The sequence below is a fragment of the Mycobacterium sp. 852002-10029_SCH5224772 genome (assembly GCF_001667315.1).
GTDB lineage: Bacteria > Actinomycetota > Actinomycetes > Mycobacteriales > Mycobacteriaceae > Mycobacterium.
In genome coordinates this window covers 59,384-78,814 of sequence record NZ_LZHT01000027.1, presented here as the reverse complement: position 1 = coordinate 78,814, position 19,431 = coordinate 59,384, and the positions used below count along the sequence as shown (strand labels likewise).

The 19,431-nt window shown below is 67.2% G+C and carries 17 protein-coding genes; 8 read left to right on the top strand and 9 right to left on the bottom strand.

Features of this window, described 5'->3' with window-relative positions; genetic code table 11:
• The 3 genes from A5775_RS06975 to A5775_RS06965 all read left to right on the top strand — a co-directional run.
• Nucleotides 1-3,491, top strand: a 3,491-nt coding sequence (locus A5775_RS06975) for a multifunctional oxoglutarate decarboxylase/oxoglutarate dehydrogenase thiamine pyrophosphate-binding subunit/dihydrolipoyllysine-residue succinyltransferase subunit (RefSeq protein WP_197512392.1), incomplete at its 5' end; no start/stop codon positions are given.
• Between the two features lie 101 nt (nucleotides 3,492-3,592).
• Nucleotides 3,593-4,420: an SDR family oxidoreductase gene (locus A5775_RS06970; RefSeq protein ID WP_067249712.1), complete on the top strand. Its 828-nt coding sequence runs from the start codon at nucleotides 3,593-3,595 to the stop codon at nucleotides 4,418-4,420.
• Between the two features lie 110 nt (nucleotides 4,421-4,530).
• Entirely contained in the window at nucleotides 4,531-5,382 is an 852-nt protein-coding gene (locus A5775_RS06965) for an SDR family oxidoreductase (RefSeq protein ID WP_067249708.1), read from the top strand.
• An 8-nt stretch (nucleotides 5,383-5,390) separates the two neighbouring features.
• Here A5775_RS06965 and A5775_RS06960 read toward each other — a convergent pair whose 3' ends face one another.
• The 3 genes from A5775_RS06960 to A5775_RS06950 form a co-directional block, all read right to left on the bottom strand.
• Nucleotides 5,391-6,263 carry a glycine betaine ABC transporter substrate-binding protein gene (locus tag A5775_RS06960; RefSeq protein WP_067249704.1) on the bottom strand — a complete coding sequence of 291 codons (873 nt, stop codon included), beginning with the start codon at nucleotides 6,261-6,263 and terminating at the stop codon, nucleotides 5,391-5,393.
• Nucleotides 6,260-7,459 (bottom strand): NADP-dependent malic enzyme, encoded by a 1,200-nt coding sequence (locus A5775_RS06955; protein WP_067249699.1) that lies wholly within the window; start codon nucleotides 7,457-7,459, stop codon nucleotides 6,260-6,262. Before A5775_RS06955 ends, A5775_RS06960 begins: the two co-directional genes overlap by 4 nt.
• Before the next feature lie 86 nt (nucleotides 7,460-7,545).
• Nucleotides 7,546-8,535 carry a malate dehydrogenase gene (locus A5775_RS06950; protein ID WP_067249696.1) on the bottom strand — a complete coding sequence of 330 codons (990 nt, stop codon included), beginning with the start codon at nucleotides 8,533-8,535 and terminating at the stop codon, nucleotides 7,546-7,548.
• A 191-nt stretch (nucleotides 8,536-8,726) separates the two neighbouring features.
• Between A5775_RS06950 and corA the strand changes: the two genes are divergently transcribed.
• A complete protein-coding gene (gene corA / locus A5775_RS06945) occupies nucleotides 8,727-9,815 on the top strand; it encodes a magnesium/cobalt transporter CorA (protein ID WP_067249737.1) in 1,089 nt (362 codons plus the stop codon).
• A 20-nt stretch (nucleotides 9,816-9,835) separates the two neighbouring features.
• On the opposite strand, the gene A5775_RS06940 is transcribed toward corA, so the two are convergent.
• Genes A5775_RS06940 through A5775_RS06915 form a run of 6 tightly spaced genes read right to left on the bottom strand, consistent with a single transcriptional unit; the run spans nucleotide 9,836 to nucleotide 15,286 of the window.
• Entirely contained in the window at nucleotides 9,836-10,429 is a 594-nt protein-coding gene (locus A5775_RS06940) for a suppressor of fused domain protein (protein WP_067249694.1), read from the bottom strand.
• Entirely contained in the window at nucleotides 10,426-11,604 is a 1,179-nt protein-coding gene (locus A5775_RS06935; RefSeq protein WP_067249690.1) for an ABC transporter ATP-binding protein, read from the bottom strand. The genes A5775_RS06940 and A5775_RS06935 overlap by 4 nt, the downstream gene beginning before the upstream one ends.
• Before the next feature lie 4 nt (nucleotides 11,605-11,608).
• Nucleotides 11,609-12,448, bottom strand: coding sequence for a carbohydrate ABC transporter permease (locus tag A5775_RS06930; RefSeq protein ID WP_067249733.1), 840 nt, complete (start codon nucleotides 12,446-12,448; stop codon nucleotides 11,609-11,611).
• On the bottom strand, nucleotides 12,438-13,322 hold the full coding sequence (locus A5775_RS06925; protein WP_067249687.1) for a carbohydrate ABC transporter permease: 885 nt from the start codon (nucleotides 13,320-13,322) through the stop codon (nucleotides 12,438-12,440). The genes A5775_RS06930 and A5775_RS06925 overlap by 11 nt, the downstream gene beginning before the upstream one ends.
• Complete coding sequence (locus tag A5775_RS06920; RefSeq protein WP_067249683.1) at nucleotides 13,322-14,734, bottom strand: extracellular solute-binding protein; 1,413 nt, start codon at nucleotides 14,732-14,734, stop codon at nucleotides 13,322-13,324. The genes A5775_RS06925 and A5775_RS06920 overlap by 1 nt, the downstream gene beginning before the upstream one ends.
• Nucleotides 14,735-14,758: 24 nt before the next feature.
• Nucleotides 14,759-15,286, bottom strand: coding sequence for a general stress protein (locus tag A5775_RS06915; protein ID WP_067249680.1), 528 nt, complete (start codon nucleotides 15,284-15,286; stop codon nucleotides 14,759-14,761).
• A 182-nt stretch (nucleotides 15,287-15,468) separates the two neighbouring features.
• On the opposite strand from A5775_RS06915, the gene A5775_RS06910 reads away from it, so the two are divergent.
• From A5775_RS06910 to A5775_RS06895, 4 genes are all read left to right on the top strand, one after another.
• Nucleotides 15,469-16,083 carry a DUF4190 domain-containing protein gene (locus A5775_RS06910; protein WP_067249677.1) on the top strand — a complete coding sequence of 205 codons (615 nt, stop codon included), beginning with the start codon at nucleotides 15,469-15,471 and terminating at the stop codon, nucleotides 16,081-16,083.
• 59 nt (nucleotides 16,084-16,142) lie between these two features.
• Nucleotides 16,143-17,450 (top strand): magnesium transporter MgtE N-terminal domain-containing protein, encoded by a 1,308-nt coding sequence (locus A5775_RS06905; protein ID WP_067249673.1) that lies wholly within the window; start codon nucleotides 16,143-16,145, stop codon nucleotides 17,448-17,450.
• The gene (locus tag A5775_RS06900) at nucleotides 17,447-17,989 is read left to right on the top strand and encodes a DUF1003 domain-containing protein (RefSeq protein WP_067249670.1); all 543 of its coding nucleotides are present in this window, start codon (nucleotides 17,447-17,449) and stop codon (nucleotides 17,987-17,989) included. Before A5775_RS06905 ends, A5775_RS06900 begins: the two co-directional genes overlap by 4 nt.
• A 105-nt stretch (nucleotides 17,990-18,094) precedes the next feature.
• Nucleotides 18,095-19,405: a lytic transglycosylase domain-containing protein gene (locus A5775_RS06895; RefSeq protein ID WP_197512390.1), complete on the top strand. Its 1,311-nt coding sequence runs from the start codon at nucleotides 18,095-18,097 to the stop codon at nucleotides 19,403-19,405.
• Nucleotides 19,406-19,431: the final 26 nt, after the last annotated feature.

The following is a 19,431-nucleotide window of genomic DNA, read 5'->3' as shown; positions in this document are numbered from 1 at the left end:
CCACCAGCACGACACCCCCCGTCAGCACGGCCGCCGGCAACGGGTTCCCGGCGCGGCCCGCGCCGGCCAAAGCCGCCGCCCCCCCGCCGGCGGAAGGCGACGAATTGCAGACGCTGCGCGGCGCCGCGGCGGCCGTCGTCAAGAACATGTCGGCATCGCTGGACGTGCCGACGGCGACCAGCGTCCGCGCCGTGCCCGCCAAGCTGCTGATCGACAACCGGATCGTCATCAACAACCAGCTCAAGCGCACCCGCGGCGGCAAAATCTCGTTCACCCACCTGCTCGGGTACGCGCTGGTACAGGCGATCAAGAAGTTCCCGAACATGAATCGGCACTACGCCGAGATCGACGGCAAACCGACTGCTATCACCCCGGCCCATACCAATCTGGGCCTGGCCATCGACCTGCACGGCAAGGACGGCAAACGTTCCCTGGTGGTGGCCGGCATCAAGGGCTGCGAGACGATGCGCTTCGCGCAGTTCGTCACCGCCTACGAAGACATCGTGCGACGGGCCCGCGACGGCAAGCTGACCGCCGAAGACTTTGCCGGCGTGACGATTTCGCTGACCAACCCGGGCACCATCGGCACCGTGCACTCGGTGCCGCGGCTGATGACGGGGCAGGGCGCGATCATCGGCGTCGGCGCCATGGAGTATCCCGCCGAGTTCCAGGGCGCCAGCGAGGAACGCATCGCCGAGTTGGGGATCGGCAAGCTGATCACGCTGACGTCGACCTATGACCACCGCATCATCCAGGGCGCGGAATCCGGCGATTTCTTACGCACCATCCACGAGATGCTGCTGTCGGACACGTTCTGGGACGAGATCTTCCGCGAGCTGGGCAACCCCTACCTTCCGGTGCGCTGGAGCACCGACAACCCGGACTCGATCGTCGACAAGACCGCCCGGGTGATGGAGTTGATTGCGGCCTACCGCAATCGCGGCCACCTGATGGCCGACATCGACCCGCTGCGCCTGGACGGCAGCCGGTTCCGCAGCCACCCCGACCTCGAGATCCTCAACCACGGCCTGACGCTGTGGGATCTCGATCGGATGTTCAAAGTCAACGGCTTCGCCGGTAGCGAGTACAAGAAGCTGCGCGACGTGCTGGGCCTGCTGCGCGATGCCTACTGCCGTCACATCGGCGTCGAGTACACCCACATCCTCGAGCCCTCACAACAGGAATGGCTGCAGCAGCGGGTGGAGACCAAGCACGTCAAACCGACGGTGGCCGAGCAGAAGTTCATCTTGAGCAAACTGAATGCGGCCGAGGCGTTCGAAACCTTCCTGCAAACCAAATATGTTGGGCAGAAACGGTTTTCACTGGAAGGTGCGGAAAGCATCATTCCGATGATGGACGCGGCGATCGACCAGTGCGCCGAGCACGGGCTCGACGAAGTGGTCATCGGGATGCCGCACCGCGGCCGGCTCAACGTGCTGGCCAACATCGTCGGCAAGCCGTACTCGCAGATATTCAGCGAGTTCGAGGGCAACCTCAACCCGGCGCAGGCACACGGCTCCGGCGACGTCAAATACCACCTGGGCGCCACCGGCGTGTACCTACAGATGTTCGGCGACAACGACATTCAGGTCTCCTTGACTGCCAACCCGTCGCATTTGGAAGCCGTCGATCCGGTGATGGAGGGACTGGTGCGGGCCAAGCAGGACCTGCTGGACCGGCGCGCCGAGGACCAGGGTGACGACAAAGCCTTCTCGGTGGTGCCGATGATGCTGCACGGCGACGCCGCCTTCGCCGGCCAGGGGGTGGTGGCCGAGACGCTGAACATGGCGAACCTGCCCGGCTACCGCGTCGGCGGCACCATCCACATCATCGCCAACAACCAGATCGGCTTCACCACCGCGCCGGAGTACTCCCGCTCCAGCGAATACTGCACCGACGTGGCGAAAATGGTTGGGGCGCCTATCTTCCACGTCAACGGCGACGACCCGGAAGCCTGCGCGTGGGTGGCCAAACTCGCCGTCGACTTCCGGCAGCAGTTCAAGAAGGACGTCGTCATCGACATGCTGTGCTACCGCAAGCGCGGGCACAACGAAGGCGACGACCCGTCGATGACCAACCCCGCCATGTACGACGTCGTCGACATCAAGCGCGGTGTCCGCAAGAGTTACACCGAAGCCCTGATCGGCCGCGGCGACATCTCGATGAAAGAGGCCGAGGACGCCCTGCGCGACTACCAGGGCCAGCTCGAGCGGGTGTTCAACGAGGTCCGCGAACTGGAGAAGCACGGCGCGCTGCCCAGCGAATCGGTGGAGGCCGACCAGATGCTGCCCGCGGGCCTGGCCACCGCGGTGGACAAGGCGCTGCTGGCCCGCATCGGTGACGCATTCCTGGCGCTGCCCGAAGGCTTCACCGCGCACCCGCGGGTGCAACCAGTGCTGGACCGGCGCCGGGAGATGGCCTACGAGGGCAAGATCGACTGGGCCTTCGCCGAACTGCTGGCGCTGGGGTCGCTGGTGGCCGAGGGCAAGCTGGTGCGGCTGTCCGGGCAAGACACCCGGCGCGGCACCTTCTCGCAGCGGCACTCGGTGATCATCGACCGCAACACCGGCGAAGAGTTCACGCCGCTGCAGTTGCTGGCGACCAGCCCCGACGGCACCCCCACCGGCGGCAAGTTCCTGGTCTACGACTCCCCGCTGTCGGAGTACGCAGCCGTCGGCTTCGAATACGGCTACACCGTGGGTAATCCGGACGCCCTCGTCCTGTGGGAAGCCCAGTTCGGGGACTTCGTCAACGGCGCGCAGTCGATCATCGACGAGTTCATCAGCTCCGGTGAGGCCAAGTGGGGCCAGCTGTCCACCGTTGTGCTGCTGCTGCCGCACGGCCACGAAGGCCAGGGCCCCGATCACACCTCGGGCCGCATCGAGCGCTTCCTGCAGCTGTGGGCGGAGGGTTCGATGACGATCGCGATGCCCTCCACGCCGTCGAACTACTTCCACTTGTTGCGGCGGCACGCCCTCGACGGCGTGCAGCGGCCGCTGATCGTGTTCACGCCCAAGTCGATGCTGCGCAACAAGGCGGTGGTCAGCGACGTCAAGGACTTCACCGAGATCAAGTTCCGCTCGGTGCTCGAAGAGCCGACCTACGAGGACGGCATCGGTGATCGCAACAAGGTCAGCAGGGTCCTGCTGACCAGCGGCAAGCTCTACTACGAGTTGGCGGCCCGCAAGGCCAAGGACAATCGGGACGATGTGGCGATCGTCCGGATCGAACAGCTCGCTCCGCTGCCGAAGCGTCGCCTGGCCGAAACGCTGGACCGCTACCCGAGCGTCAAGGAGTACTTCTGGGTCCAGGAGGAGCCCGCCAACCAGGGCGCCTGGCCGCGGTTCGGTCTGGAACTGCCCGAGCTCCTGCCCGACAAGCTGACGGGCCTCAAGCGAATCTCCCGCCGGGCGATGTCGGCTCCGTCGTCGGGCTCGTCGAAGGTGCACGCCGTCGAGCAGCAGGAGATCATCGACACGGCCTTCGGCTGATTCGAGCGTTTTCGCGCGACGAGTCGACGCGCACCCGACGAGAGCGGTACCGCCGGTACCGGCTAGCCTCGACGCAAACGGGCCGACAAGGAAGGGTGCTCATGCAAGGGTTCGCCGGCAAGGTCGCGGTGGTGACGGGTGCGGGTTCGGGTATCGGGCAGGCGCTGGCCCTCGAGTTGGGGCGCTCGGGCGCCAAGGTGGCCATCAGCGACGTCGACCTCGAGGGCCTGGCCCACACCGAGGAACAGCTGAAGGCAATCGGCGCGTCGGTCAAGGCGGATCGTCTCGACGTAACCGAGCGTGAAGCGTTCCTGGCCTACGCCGACGCGGTCAAAGAGCACTTCGGCACGGTCCACCAGATCTACAACAACGCCGGCATCGCCTTCACCGGGGATGTCGAGGTCAGCCAGTTCAAGGACATCGAACGCGTGATGGACGTCGACTTCTGGGGCGTCGTCAACGGCACCAAGGCATTCCTTCCGCACCTGATCGCCTCCGGCGACGGACACGTCATCAACGTCTCCAGCGTGTTCGGGCTCTTCTCGGTGCCGGGGCAGGCGGCCTACAACTCGGCCAAGTTCGCCGTCCGCGGTTTCACCGAGGCCCTGCGCCAGGAGATGGCGGCGGCCGGCCACCCGGTCGCGGTGACCACGGTGCACCCGGGCGGCATCAAAACCGCGATCGCGCGCAACGCCGCCACCGCCGAGGGCCTCGACCAGGCCGAACTGGCCAAGTTGTTCGACAAACGGCTGGCCAAGACCACTCCCCACCGCGCGGCCCAGATCATCCTGGACGCGGTGCGCAAGAAGAAGGCGCGGGTGCTGGTCGGGGCGGACGCCAAGGTGTTGGACATCCTCGTGCGGCTGACGGGTTCGGGTTATCAGCGGTTGTTCGGTCCCGTGATGGGCCGGCTGCTGCCCAAACAGTGACCGATCTCTCACTGCGCCGAGCGCACGGTTCACCATTTCCCCCTGCTCTAGCCACCATCACTGGTAACGATTAGCGTCAACGCGGTCAAGCCTGGTCGAGGGAGTGTTGCATGGATGGGTTCGCCGGCAAGGTCGCCGTTGTCACCGGCGCGGGCTCAGGCATCGGCCAGGCGCTGGCGGTCGAGCTGGGCCGCGCCGGCGCCCGGGTGGCGATCAGCGACGTGGACACCGCAGGACTGGCGCAGACCGCCGAGCAACTGACGGCGATCGGCGCTCCGGTCAAAGTCGACCAGCTCGACGTCACCGAACGCAACGCCTTCCTGGCCTACGCCGACGCTGTCAACGAGCATTTCGGTGCGGTCAACCAGATCTACAACAACGCCGGCATCACGTTCATCGGATCCATCGAGGACAGCCGGTTCAAGGACATCGAACGCGTGATCGACGTCGACTACTGGGGCGTCGTCAACGGCACCAAGGCGTTCCTTCCGCACCTGATCGCCTCCGGCGACGGACACGTCATCAACATTTCGAGCGCGCTCGGCCTGTTTTCGGCGCCCGGCCAGGCGGCATACGTCTCGGCCAAGTTCGCCGTCCGCGGGTTCACCGAAGCGCTGCATCAGGAGATGGCGCGGGCCGGTCACCCGGTGCGGGTGACGACGGTGCATCCGGGCGGGATCAAAACCGCGTTCGCGCGCAATGCCACCGGCGTCGAGGGGCTCGACCACGCCGAGCTGGCCACCCTGTTCGAGGAACAGCAGGCCAAGACCACCCCGCTCCGAGCGGCCCAAGTCATCCTGGAAGGGGTGCGCAAGAACAAGGCCCGGGTGCTGGTGGGGCCGGACGTCAAGGCGATGGACCTGCTGATCCGGGTGGCCGGTCCGAACTATGAACGACTGGTGGGCGGGCCCGTGATGGGCCGAGTGAAAGACTTTGTCACCCGGCTGCTGCCCAAGCGCTGACCCTGTTCTCAGCGCCCAAGTGGGTGTTCGGCCAGCCAGCCTGCCGCCACCGCCTGCGGGTCGGCGCCCGCGGCCACTTGCCGGCGCATGTCGACCAGCGCCGCGGTGTCCAGGACGCCGGCCACTTCGTTGATTGCCAACAACTGCCGATCGCTGAGCGCATTGCGACGATACAGCGGCACCACGTTCTCGGCCCGAATCAGCGCGGGTTTGGCGTCGGCCAGCGCGACGAGGTCGGCGGGAGCGCCGGGGTCGGCGGTGGTCGTCCATCCCGCGGTGACCCGTCCTGCCGCAACCGCGGCGAACATCGTTGTGCCATCGGGGAATTCACGCGGAGCGGGGAGCCGGCAGGGGCCGACGGCCGATGGCGCCAGGTGTCCGGCGATGATACCGACCACAAGACCGGCACAGTGTTGCGGCAGCGTGCTCAAGTCGGCACTGACATCACTGCCGCCCCACGCCTTGGCGGTGGCTCGACTCACCAGCAGTACGGGTTTGTCCTCGGCGGCGGTCGTGTAGTCGCCCGCCGCGATGCCCTCGGGTAGCGCGGCGATCATCGCGCGGTAGACGTCTTTGTCGGACACCGCCGTCGCGCCGGGCTGCAGGGCCCGCAACACACGGCCGGTGAGGGCGGGGACGACAGTGACTGCGCCCGAATCCAATTGGGCCTTGGGGTCGGCGGTCGCCTGGAACCGCGCGCCAAATCCGTAGGACCGCAACGCGGCAACGTAGACGCCGGCGAGCAGCGTCGACTCGGCATCAGACCGGGACCCGACCACCACTTCCGCGCGGGCGCGACGATCGCCCCCGGTGTCGGTCGCGCAGCCGGCCACGGTGAGTATGGCGGCGAGCAGCGGTGCCGCCAGCCTGCCGATTCTCACCCCCCGGAGAGGGAAGTGTCGGACGCGATCGCCACGGCCGCCGCGACCGCTTCCCCGACACGCTGGTCCAGCGGGCTGGGGACGATCCGGTCGGGAGCAAGGTCGTCGCTGACGACGGAGAAGATCGCTTCGGCCGCGGCGACCATCATCTTCTCGGTGATCCGGCGCGCGCCGGCTTCCAGCGCACCGCGGAACACGCCGGGGAAGGCCAGCACGTTGTTGATCTGGTTCGGGAAGTCGCTGCGGCCGGTGGCCACCACCGAGGCGTACTTGGCCGCGATGCGGGGGTGGATCTCCGGATCGGGGTTGGACAGTGCGAAGACGATCCCGCCCGGCGCCATGGTGGCGATCATCTCTTCGGGGACCACCCCGCCCGAGAGACCAAGGAACACGTCGGCGCCCCGGATGGCCTCCGCCGCGCTGCCGGTCAGGCCGTCGGGATTGGTGCGCCGCGCCAGAGCCACCTTGACGTCGTTCATGTCGTCACGAGCGGTGTGCAGAATTCCGCGCGAGTCGAGCACGGTGATGTCCGAAACACCCATCACCATAAGGAGATTGGTGCACGCGACGCCGGCCGCACCGGCTCCGGACACCACTACCTTCAGCGAGCTCATATCCCGGCCGAGCAGCTTGCTGGCGCCCATGAGTGCGGCCAGCACAACGATGGCGGTGCCGTGCTGGTCGTCATGCATCACCGGGCAGTCCAGCGCCTCGATGGCGCGGCGCTCGATCTCGAAGCAGCGCGGCGCGGAGATGTCCTCGAGGTTGACGGCGCCGAACGTCGGGCGCAGGCGCACCAGCGTTTCCACGATCTCGTCGGGATCCTTGGTGTCCAGCACGATGGGGATGGCGTTCAGCCCGCCATACGCCTGGAACAGGGCGCACTTGCCCTCCATGACCGGCAGCGACGCCGCCGGCCCGATGTCGCCCAGGCCGAGCACCGCGCTGCCGTCGCTGACCACGGCCACCAGCCGGTTCGCCCAGGTGTAGCGGGCCGCCTGGGCGTGGTCAGCGGCGATCGCACGGCTGACCTGCGCCACGCCGGGGGTATAGGCGATCGACAAAGCGCGCTGGGTGTCCAGCGGGGACGTCATGCTCACCGAAAGCTTGCCGCCTACGTGTGCCTCGAAGATCTCGGCGTCGGTGATCGCACCATGCTCGGCCTGCGTCTGTATCGATTCAAGCAATTCGGACACGGGCTTCAGGGTACTGACTACCCGTTAGTAGCCCTAATTGGTGATGTGGGTCTCAGTGGCGACCCGCTGCACCCGGCTCTGCCGCGCTAGATCAGCTTGAGCTCGGTGACCGCGGTGCGCTCGTCGACCAACTCGGCGGTGGTCTTGTCGATGCGGCCCTGGGAGAACGCGTCGATCTCCAGCCCCTGCACGATCGACCAGTTGCCGTCCTTGGTGGTCACCGGGAACGACGAGACGATGCCCTCGGGCACGCCGTAGGAGCCGTCGGAGAAGACCGCCATCGACACCCAGTCGCCCTCCGGGCTGCCCAGCAGCCAGGAGCGGGCGGCGTCGACGGTCGCCGAGGCGGCCGACGCGGCCGAGGACGCGCCGCGGGCATCGATGATGGCCGCGCCGCGCTTGGCGACGGTCGGGATGAAGTCGTTCTCGATCCAGGCCTGGTCGTTGACCACCTCGGCGGCGTTCTTGCCGCCGACCTCGGCGTGGAAGATGTCGGGGTACTGGGTCGCGGAGTGGTTGCCCCAGATGGTCACCTTCTTGATGTCGGTGACCGCGGCCCCGGTCTTCTTGGCCAGCTGGGAGATTGCCCGGTTGTGGTCGAGGCGGGTCAGCGCCGAGAACCGCTCCTTGGGGATGTCGGGGGCGTTGCTCAGCGCGATCAGCGCGTTGGTGTTGGCCGGGTTACCGGTCACGCCGATGCGGACGTCGTCGGCGGCGACCGAGTTGAGCGCCTTGCCCTGGGCGGTGAAGATCGCGCCGTTGGCCTCCAGCAGGTCGCTGCGCTCCATGCCCGGGCCGCGCGGCCGCGCCCCGACGAGCAGCGCCAGGTTGACGCCGTCGAAGATCTTGTTCGCATCCGCGCCGATCTCGACGCCGGACAGCAGCGGGAAGGCGCAGTCGTCGAGCTCCATCACGACGCCCTCGAGCGCCTTGAGGGCGGGCTCGATCTCCAGGAGGCGCAGCTCGATCGGGCGGTCGGGGCCCAGCAACGAGCCACTCGCCAGACGGAACAACAGGCTGTAGCCGATCTGGCCGGCGGCGCCGGTGACGGCGACCTTGAGAGGACTTGCGCTCACGTCGATGTACTCCTTGTGGAGAAGTTCGTGCAGATTCGGGTTTCGGCTCGAAACTAGCGCACCTTTCCCCGACCACAATCTCCGGTCCGCTACCAGGGCTTTCTCCAGCGGCTGATCGTCAGGCTTTGAACAGGCGGGACGCGTAGCATGGAGCACCGCCTGGTCGAACCTGCGCTGCGTGGGAGGTGGATGTGTTCCAAGGATTCGACGCCTTGCCCGAGGCGCTTCGGCCGCTCGCGCAGGAACCGGACCGGCAATCTCAACCACCCAAAGAAACCCTGGTTGACTGCGCCGTCTACGCCGATGGCCACCGGTTGTCCGGCAAGGTCCGTTACGCCGCGTCCCTGGACAAAGTGCGCGAGATCGAAACGCAGGGGCACGAGGGATTCGTCTGGGTGGGCCTGCGCGAACCCAGTCAGGCCCAGATGCAGGAGGTAGCCGACGTGTTCGGGCTGCATCCGCTCGCCGTCGAAGACGCCGTGTGTGCCCATCAGCGACCCAAGGTGGAGCGGTACGACGACACACTGTTCCTCGTCCTCAAGACCGTCAACTACGTCCGCCACGAATCGGTAGTGCTGGCCCGCGAGATCGTCGAGACCGGCGAGATCATGGTCTTCGTCGGCCGCGATTTCGTGGTCACGGTGCGCCACGGTGAACACGGCGGACTGTCCGACGTGCGCAAGCGTATGGACGGCAACCCGGAGCAGATGCGGCTGGGCCCCTACGCGGTGATGCACGCGATCGCCGACCATGTGGTGGACCACTACCTCGAGGTGAGCAGTTTGATGCTGTCCGACATCGACAGCATCGAGGGTCTGGCGTTCGCCCCGGGCAGCAAGATCGACGTCGAACCGATCTATCTGCTCAAACGCGAGGTCGTCGAGCTCCGCCGGTGCGTCAACCCGCTGTCGGCCGCGTTCCACCGGATCCAGATGGACAACAAAGACGTGATCTCCAAGGAAGTGCGGCGCTATCTGCGCGACGTCGCCGACCACCACTCCGAGGCCGCAGACCAGATCGCCAGCTACGACGACACGCTCAACTCGTTGATCCAGGCGGCATTGGCCCGGGTCGGGATGCAGCAGAACAACGACATGCGCAAGATGGCTGCCTGGGCCGGCATCCTGGCGGTGCCCACCATGGTCGCCGCCATCTACGGGATGAACTTCCGTTTCATGCCCGAGCTGAGCTGGACGTGGGGCTACCCGGGGATCATGGCCGTCATGGTGGTCGTCTGCCTGGTCCTGTATTTCCAATTCCGCAACCGCAACTGGCTCTGACCGTTCTTCGCCGAGCGGAGTCAGGTGGGCTGGGCGGCAGGGCGATTCGTGTCCAGCACGTCCACGCCGTCGTTGTCCCAGGCTTGCCGCATCGCCTCGGCGCCTTTCAGCCGCACCCACGCCGCTTCGGTCGCGGTGATGGGCGTCGCCGACAAGAACCGCACCGGGTCGCGGGGCGGATCCAGCGGTAGATCCCGGATCTCGCTGTGGCCCAACAACACCGCGGTGAACGGCACGCGCCGCGACTGCGAGGCCCATAGCGGCGAGCCGAGGTCGATCAGTGCATCGGCACTCAACACGGCACCCTCGACGGCCGGGGTCGCCGCCAGTATCGCGACGCTGCGGGCGATTCCGGTGATCGGGCCGGGATCGCGCAACTGCAGCACGATTTCGGCGCGCGGGCCGCGGACCGGGTCGGCGATGTCCAGGGTCGGTTCGGTCATCGGGTGGCGCGAGCAGCCCAAGGAGACGTAGTGCACCAACCCGCTCGCCTCGCGAAACCGCAGCACTTCGATGGTTTCGGTGCCCAGAAATGTCACGCTCGCCGAATCGGGCTCGAGATCACCGTAGTGGGCACGCACGTGCGCGCGCACCTGCTCCAACGGCTGGGTCACTGCGAGCCCGACGGCGCGATGGTCAGGTTGGCCCCAGAGTCGGCGTCGAAGACCGCCAGCTTTGTCGTGTCGAATGCCAACTCGATCGACTGCCCGATGGCCGCTTTGGACTCGGCGGGAACCCGTGCCACGAACTGGTTTTCGTGCGCATCTCCCTCGGCGGCCAGCTCGTCCAGCTGAGCCGAGTGCGCGGCCCACGCCGCGGTGGAGAAGTACACATACTTGTCCGCGCCCAGCGATTCGACCAAGTCGACCTTCACCTCGAAGGTCAGCGCCCGGATCCGCTGATAACCGTCGATCAACGCCGCGTCGGACAGATGCTCGGGCCGCACACCGACGATGACGCTGTCCGGTGCCGGATGCTGGGCGATCACCTCTTGGACTTCCGGTGTCAGCATCACCTCCCCGAAGGGCAGCGTCAGCCCGATCGGCGTCATCGCGGCGGGGAAGAAATTCATCGCCGGCGAACCGATGAAGCCCGCAACGAACAGGTTGGCCGGGTGCTCGTAAAGCTCGTCAGGAGTACCGATTTGCTGTGCGACGCCGGAATGCATCACCACCACACGGTCGCCCAGGGTCATGGCTTCGGTCTGATCGTGGGTGACGTAGACCGTCGTCGTACCCAGCCTCTTCTGCAGCCTGGCGATCTCGCCGCGCATCTGAACGCGCAGTTTGGCATCCAGGTTGGACAACGGCTCGTCCATCAAAAACGCCTTGGGATGGCGCACGATCGCGCGACCCATTGCCACCCGCTGCCGCTGCCCACCGGACAGCTGCGATGGCTTGCGGTCCAAAAATTCGGTGAGGTCAAGGGTTTTGGCGGTCTCGGAGACCTTCTGCGCGATCTCGGGCTTCGGCATCTTGGCCAGCGTCAACGGAAACGCGATGTTTTGCCGCACCGTCATGTGCGGGTACAGCGCATAGGACTGGAACACCATCGCGATATCGCGGTCTTTGGACGCCTTCTCGTTCACCCGTTCGCCGCCGATGCGCAGCTCACCCGAAGAGATATCTTCAAGTCCGGCAATCATGTTCAACGTCGTGGTCTTACCGCAGCCCGACGGGCCGACCAGGATCAGGAACTCACCGTCGGCGATGGTGATGTTCAGGTCGCGCACCGCCACGGCGCCGTCGGGGTAACTTTTGCTGACATGGTCCAGCACAATCTCGGCCATCGCATCATCCCTTCACAGCGCCAGAGGTCAATCCGGCGACGATTCGTCGTTGGAAGATTAGAACAAAAGCGATAATGGGAACGGTGATCACCACGGCCCCGGCTGCGATCGACCCGGTCGGCTCCTCGAACTGCGAACTGCCACTAAAGTTCACGATCGCCACCGGCGCGGTGATGGCGGCCTTGGTGGCGGTCAGGGTCAACGCCAGCAGCAGATCGTTCCACGCAAAGATGAACACCAGGATCGCCGCGGTGACCACACCGGGCGCCGCCAGGGGGACGATCACCTTGCGGAAGGCTTGAGCCGGCGTGGCGCCGTCCATTTTCGCCGCCTTCTCCAAATCCCATGGGACCTCACGGAAAAACGCCGACAACGTGTAAATCGCGAGCGGCAGCGCGAACGTGATATAGGGCAGGATCAAGCCCGGCCAGGTGTCGAACAGGCCGATGAAGCGTTCGATATTGAACAACGGCGTGACCAACGAGATCGCGGGAAACATGGCGATCAACAGGGTAGCGCCGACCAGCGGCCGCTTGCCGGGAAACTCCAGGCGGGCGATCGCGTAGCCCGCCATCGCCCCGAGCACCACCGCGATCGCGGTGGTGATCAACCCGATCCCGACGGAGTTGATCAGCGCCGAACTGAAGAGGTCGCCGCGAAAGATGCCGCGATAGTTGTCCAGGGACACCGCCGACGGAATCAGCTTGCCGTCCTTGACCGTTGACGTCGGTTTCAGGGAGACGCTGAAGATCCACAGCACCGGCAGCAGCGCGTAGATCACGACCACCATGTCGATGACGGCCCACATCGCGGTGCGCCGCGCGCCCTGCACGTTAGCGGCCATCGACGTCACCACCGGGCGCCGCCGCGCCGAAGGCCTTGATGAACACCCACGCGATGAGGCCCACGCATCCGAAGATCAGCACGCTGATCGCCGAGCCGAGCCCGACGTTGAAACCCTTGAACAGGTTGTTGTAGCCCAGGATCGACACCGAATCGGTGTTGTTGGCGCCGTTGGTCAGAACGTAGATGTTGTCGAAAATGCGGAAGGCGTCCAGGGTTCGGAACAGCAGCGCGACCACTACCGCCGGCTTGATGATCGGCAGGATGACCCGGGTCAGCCGGCGCCAGGCGCCGGCGCCGTCGACCTGGGCGGCCTTCAGCAGATCCTCTGGCACCAACGCCAATCCGGCCAGCAGCAGCAGCGACATGAAGGGGGTCGTCTTCCAGACCTCGGCGACCACGACGATCGCCAGCGACGGGATCTGCGCGGTCAGCGGCGCACTACCATGCGGGAGCAGATTGGCCAGATAGCCCGTTCCCGGCGTCCAGGCGTAGTACCAGCTGTACGACGCGACCACGGTGACGATGCCGTACGGGATCAGGATCGCGGTGCGCACCAGTCCTTTTCCGACGATGGTGCGGTGCATCACCAGGGCCAGCGCCAAACCCAGGACGAATTCGAGGGACACCGAAACGACCGTGATGCCCAGCGTCACCGCCAGCGCTGTCCACCAATACCGATCGGTCAGGATGGTCGCGTAATTGCTCAGGCCGATGAACGCGGTGTCGTCGGGGACGGCGAGGTTGTTGCGCTGCAGGCTCAACCAGACGGCGTAGCCGATCGGATACGCCGTCACCGTCAGCATCAGCATCGCCGCCGGGGCGACGAGCAACAACGCCAATCGCTGTTCGGGCGGCAAATGTGGGGCGCGCATCACGGCAACAACCCCTTCCCGTCGATCGCTTTGCGCACCTCGGTGCTGAGCTCGTCGGCGGTCCGCTCGGGGTCGATCTTGGCAATCGGGCTCAGCGTCGCGGCCAATCGGATGGCCACCGCCTGGTAGACCGGCGTGGCCGGGCGCATTGCGGCGTCGGTGAGTTGCCGGCGGATGATCGTGTACATCGGATACTTGGCCTGGAACTGCGGATCGGAATACAGCGACGTGCGCACCGGAGGCAGGCCGCCCGCGATCGACACGTACTTCTGATGCGGCAGGTTGCGCAGGCAGCGGATGGCTTCGAACGCCTCGGCACGGTGACGGGTGGTGCTGGCCACCGCCAGGTTCGCCCCGCCGATGGTCACCTTGGCCGGACTGCCCGGCACCACACCGGGATACGGCGCGAAGCCGAAGACTTTCTGGCTGGCCTGATAGGCGATGCGGAATTGCTCGTCAGTGGGCACGAACGTGCCGACCTCGTTGATGCTGCCGGCCAACCGCGGATCCTGGTTGAGCGGGAGAAAGGGCACACCGCCCTTCACCGCGTTCTCCAGCATGGACGCCAGCGCGTACGGCCAGTTAACCGCCAGCGCGGCCCTGCCCTGTTCGACTGCCAACCGCGCGGTGCCTTCGTCGGTGCGGGTGATCGACGGATCGGCCCCGGGCGCGGTCGCCACCGATTTGAGGATCCGCAGCGCGTTGACGGTGGCCGCCCGGTGCGCCGGCGTGTCGGTCAACGTGACGTGGCGGCCGTCCTCGGAGAGCACCTGACCGCCTCCGCTGGCCAGCAGCGTGTTGAACCAGACCACCAGGCCTTCGCCCTCATTGGCCTGCACGGCGATCCAGCTGGGCTGCCCCGCGGCGTGCAATCTGGTGACCTCTCTCACCATCCCGTCCCAGGTCCGGGGCGGCTGACGCACCAAATCGGGCCGATACCAAAGCAATTGGGTGTTCGTCGTGACGGGGGCTGCGAACAATTTGCTTTCCCAGCGCGCCGTCGACAGCGGGCCCGGCAGGATATCGGCCGTCGCGTCGGCTTTGGCGCGTCCCGCGGGATCGTCGGACAGCGGCAGCGCCCAGCCCGCCTCGGCGAACTCCGCCGTCCACACCACGTCAAGCGACATCACGTCCAGCGTGCGGTCGTGACCCGTCAGCCGGCGCGCCAACTGCAATCGCTGCTCCCCGGGGGCCCTGGGCAGGCTGATCTGTTGAATGGCGAAGCGACCGGCGAACTGCTTCGTGCAATCCGCGGCGACCGCGGCGAACGTCGCGGCGTCGGCGGCCGTGGTGTAGAAGCTGATCACCAGCCCGTGGGCCCCGGAGGCGCATGCCGACACCGCTGCGGCGATGGTGAGCGTCGCCAGCGCGATTGCGCCTGTCCGGCGTACGCGCCCACGACGACTCAGCACCGATTCACACCTCTCGTGCGCGCCTCAGATCGCCAAGCGCGCCAACAGGTCCCGCGCCTTTTCTGCGTTTTGCGGATCACAGAGCACGTCATAGCGCCCGGCCACCAACTGCATGGTCGAACTGAAATCCCTTGTGCCACGGGCCATTGAATACGGAACAGCGGAAGTGATCAGCCCGAAGAAGACACCGGCGACCAGGCCCGTGATCAGCGCGCCCCAGGGATTGGGGCTGAAGAAGCCCAACACCAGCCCGATGAACAGGCCCAGCCACGCCCCGCTCAGCACACCGCCGCCGAGCACCTTGGGCCATGTCAGCCGGCCGGTGACCCGCTCCACCTGCATCAGGTCGACCCCGACGATGGTCACCTGCTGGACCGGGAACTGCTGCTCGGAGAGGTAGTCGACCGCGCGCTGCGCTTCGGCGTAGGTGGGGTAGGACCCGACCGGCCAGCCTCGGGGCGGTGTCGGCAAGCCGGGCACACCGTGGCGACGCCCCGCGGCACCCGGGGGTGTTGCGCCGGGAACCTGCCCAGGCTGGAAAGGATTAGTCATCGCCGCTCATTGTCCTCCGCCTCGGCCGTCGTTTCATCTCAGGGGCACCCCAGCCTATCCAGCGTCCTTTCGCCACCTGCGAAAACACGAGCACCCGGTGGCGGCAACCAGCCCGGGCGTCGACGGAGCGCTGTCGTTTCGCACCGGCAGCCGCCCCCTACCCATGGGTTAGGTTGAACACCATGACAGCTCCCGGCGGCGGCTTCGGCGAGAGTGCCCACGACGACGACAAGGCCGACTCCCCCACCACCGGCAGCGACGCCTTTGAGCAGCAGGACCAGCCCGCCCCGTGGGCGCCGCCCGCGTCGCCACCGGTCACCGGACCGGCGCCGCCGGCGTATCCGCCCCCGGGCTATCCCACCGACTACCCGGCCGGTTATCCGCCGCCGTACCCACCGCCGGTCCCCCCACCGCCGGGGTACGAGCAGCCGCCCGGCTACGGCGGATCGCCCTACCCGGCGGCGCCTCCGCAGTACGGCGGCCCGCCCCCCGGTTACGGGTCTCCCGGATATCCGGGCGGCTATTACCCGCCGCCGGACTACCAGGGCGGCTATGCCTCTCCGGCCGCCGTGCCCGGGACCAACACGCTGGCGATCGCCTCGCTCATCGCGTCGTTCACCGGCCTGTTGTGCTGCGTCGGCTCGATCGTGGCCATGGTGCTCGGCGCGATCGCCCTGGATCAGATCAAGCGGACCCGGCAGGACGGTTTCGGCCTGGCGGTCGCCGGCATCGTCATCGGAATCGCCACTCTGGTGGTGACTTTGGTGATCGTGCTGTTCGCGCTGCGCACGCACTGACCCGTCCACCGCCCGGGGTTGTCTGCGATCGGACCCGCGGCTGCCTAGGCTCTACTTCCATGGGATCGGTCAACAGGGTGTACATCGCGCGCCTCGCGCGAATGCTGGTGTTGGGTCCGCTGGGGGAATCCGTCGGTCGGGTGCGCGATGTTGTGGTCAGCATCAGCATCGTCCGCCAGCAACCGCGCGTCCTGGGATTGGTCGTCGACCTCGCGACCCGGCGCAGCATCTTCATCCCGATCCTGCGGGTCGCGTCCATCGAGCCCAACGCCGTGACGCTGAGCACCGGCAACGTGTCCCTACGCCACTTCGTGCAGCGGCCCGGTGAGGTGCTGGCGATGGGCCAGGTGCTGGACACCCAGGTCAAGGTCAACGACCCCGAACTGCCGGAGCTGGCCGGCCTCGACGTGGTGGTCACCGACCTGGGCATCGAACAGAACCGAACGCGCGACTGGATGGTGAGTCGGGTCGCCGTGCGCACCCATCGACGGTTGGGACGGCGCGGCCCCGTACACGTCGTGGACTGGCGGAGCGTGCACGGCTTGACCCCCTCGGCCCTGGCCTTGCCGGGGCAGGGAGTGGCGCAGCTGCTGGGCCAGTTCGAAGGACGCAAGCCGGTCGATGTGGCCGACGCCATTCGCGGACTGCCGGCCAAGCGGCGCTACGAGGTGCTCAGGGCGCTCAACGACGACCGGCTGGCCGACATCCTGCAGGAGCTGCCGGAGCTGGATCAGGCCGACGTGCTGTCGCAGCTGGGCGCCGAGCGATCGGCCGACGTGCTCGAGGAGATGGATCCCGACGACGCCGCCGACCTGCTCGGCGTGCTGAACCCCACCGACGCCGAGATGCTGCTGACCCGGATGGACCCCGGCGAGTCCGCCTCGGTGCGCCGGCTGTTGACGCATTCGCCGGACACCGCGGGCGGCCTGATGACGTCCGATCCGGTGGTGCTCACCCCGGACACGTCGGTCGCGGAGGCGCTGGCCCGGGTCCGCGATCCTGACCTCAGCACCGCCCTGTCGTCGATGGTGTTCGTGGCGCGCCCGCCGACGGCGACGCCGACCGGCCGCTACCTGGGCTGCGTGCACTTGCAGCGACTGCTGCGCGAGCCGCCTTCCGAACTCGTCGGCGGAATCGTCGACAGCGAGTTGCTCACCCTGACGCCGGAGACACCGCTGGTCGCGGTGACCCGCTACCTCGCCGCGTACAACCTGGTGTGCGGTCCCGTGGTGGATGACGAGAACCACCTCCTGGGGGCAGTCACCGTGGACGACCTGCTCGATCACCTGCTGCCGCACGACTGGCGCGTGGACATGCAGGAACTCGACACCGCCGGCCGGCTCGAAGGATTGGGGGAGTCCTCGTGAGCAAATCCACGGGGCAGCGGGGGCTGTACACCCCACGGACGTCGCGCAGGTACTCGCTGCGACTGGATCCCGAGACCGTCGGGCAGTTCACCGAATCGATCGCGCGGTTCTTCGGCACCGGGCGGTACCTCATGCTGCAGACGATGTTGGTGGTGGTGTGGATCGCGCTGAACCTGTTCGCGGTGAAGCTGCGCTGGGACCCGTACCCGTTCATTCTGTTGAACCTGGCCTTCTCCACGCAGGCGGCCTACGCGGCGCCGCTGATTCTGTTGGCGCAGAACCGGCAAGAGAACCGCGACCGCGTCACGCTCGAAGAGGACCGCCGTCGCGCCGCCCAGACCAAGGCCGACACCGAATACCTGGCCCGCGAATTGGCCGCGTTGCGGCTGGCCGTCGGCGAGGTGGTGACGCGCGAATACCTGCGCCACGAGCTGGAGGACCTGCGCGAACTACTGGCCAATCTGCAGCCGCAAAGCCCGGATGCGGGCCCGGCGCAGGCGGGCGCCAACCTCGAGCGCGCGGCTAAGAAATCCAGGTGAGAACCACTTCGACCATTGCGCCACTCGTGTCACAAGAGTTATGTATGGTGATCTGGTTCACCGAGCTAACAGAAAGTTAACCCAGCTCACACCTAGGACGGTCGAGTGCGCATAGGGGGAAGCCGGGGTGCGAGCCCGGCCGCCGCGACTGTGCGGCAGCGAGCACTTCGGAACACGCGCAAGCCGATATTCGGCGTCGCCATGATTACTCCACTGGTCTTCGCGGGCGCCGTCAGCGGGGCGGCTCCGTCACTGCCGGCGCAAATGCAGCCGGTCCATGCAGCCATCACCCCGGTGGCCGCCGTCTCCCCCACCTTCCCCGACCTGTCCGGGCCCGCCGTGGTCGCGATCGACCGCAGCCCCACCGCCTTTCACGTCGCCGAGCCCGCGTTGTCCGCTCCACCGCCGGCGATGATCGTCAATGCGCATGGCGCACTGGGCATTCCGAGCGTCGCGCTCGCCGCCTACCGCAATGCGGAACAGAAGATGGCCGTCGCCGCCCCAGGCTGCGGCGTCAGCTGGAACCTGCTGGCCGGCATCGGGCGCATCGAATCGGGCCACGCGGGCGGCGGTGCGGTTGACGCGCGCGGCACCGCGATCACCCCGATCTACGGCCCGTCGCTGGACGGCACGCTGCCCGGCAACGAGGTCATCGTCCAGAGCAGCGTCGGCAATCGCCCCACCTATGCCCGCGCGATGGGACCGATGCAGTTCTTGCCCGGGACCTGGGCGCGCTACGCCTCCGACGGCAAGGGCGACGGCGTCGCGGACCCGCAGAACCTTTTCGACTCCACCCTCGCGGCTGCCCGGTACTTGTGCAGTGGTGGGCTGAACCTGCGTGATCAGTCGCATGTGTTGAGCGCGATTCTCCGCTACAACAACTCGATGCCCTATGCGCAGAACGTGCTGGGCTGGGCAGCGGCCTACGCCACGGGCGTCGTCCCGGTCGACCTGCCGCCGATGACCGGACCGCCGCCGCCGCTGGGCGATGCGCACCTCGAGCATCCCGAGGGGCTGGGGCCGAACCTGCCGATGAACATCAATGGCCTGCCGATGGACGACCCGCTGGCGCGCGTACCGCTGATCGACTTGCGGAGTCCCGCGCTGGTCAGTCCCCCGCCGATGTTCCCCTGGATGACTCCCACACCTCAGCAGGCGCCGGCCCAGATGCCCGGGTGCACGGTGATCTGCATCGGCACCCAGAGTTCCCCGCCCCTGGGGCCTCCGCCACCCTTCGCGCCGCCGCCCCCCTTTGCTCCGCCCCCGTTCGCGCCACCGCCGCCGGATGTTGTTCCGCCGCCGGCGCCCCCGCCCGTCGCGGCGCCGCAAGCCGCACCGGCGCCCAAGCCCGCCGGCCCGCCTGCGGCGCCGAACGCGTCCGCGCCACACAACCCCGCGCCCGGCCCGGCCAACTGAGGGACGCAACGGGTCGCCGCCGAACG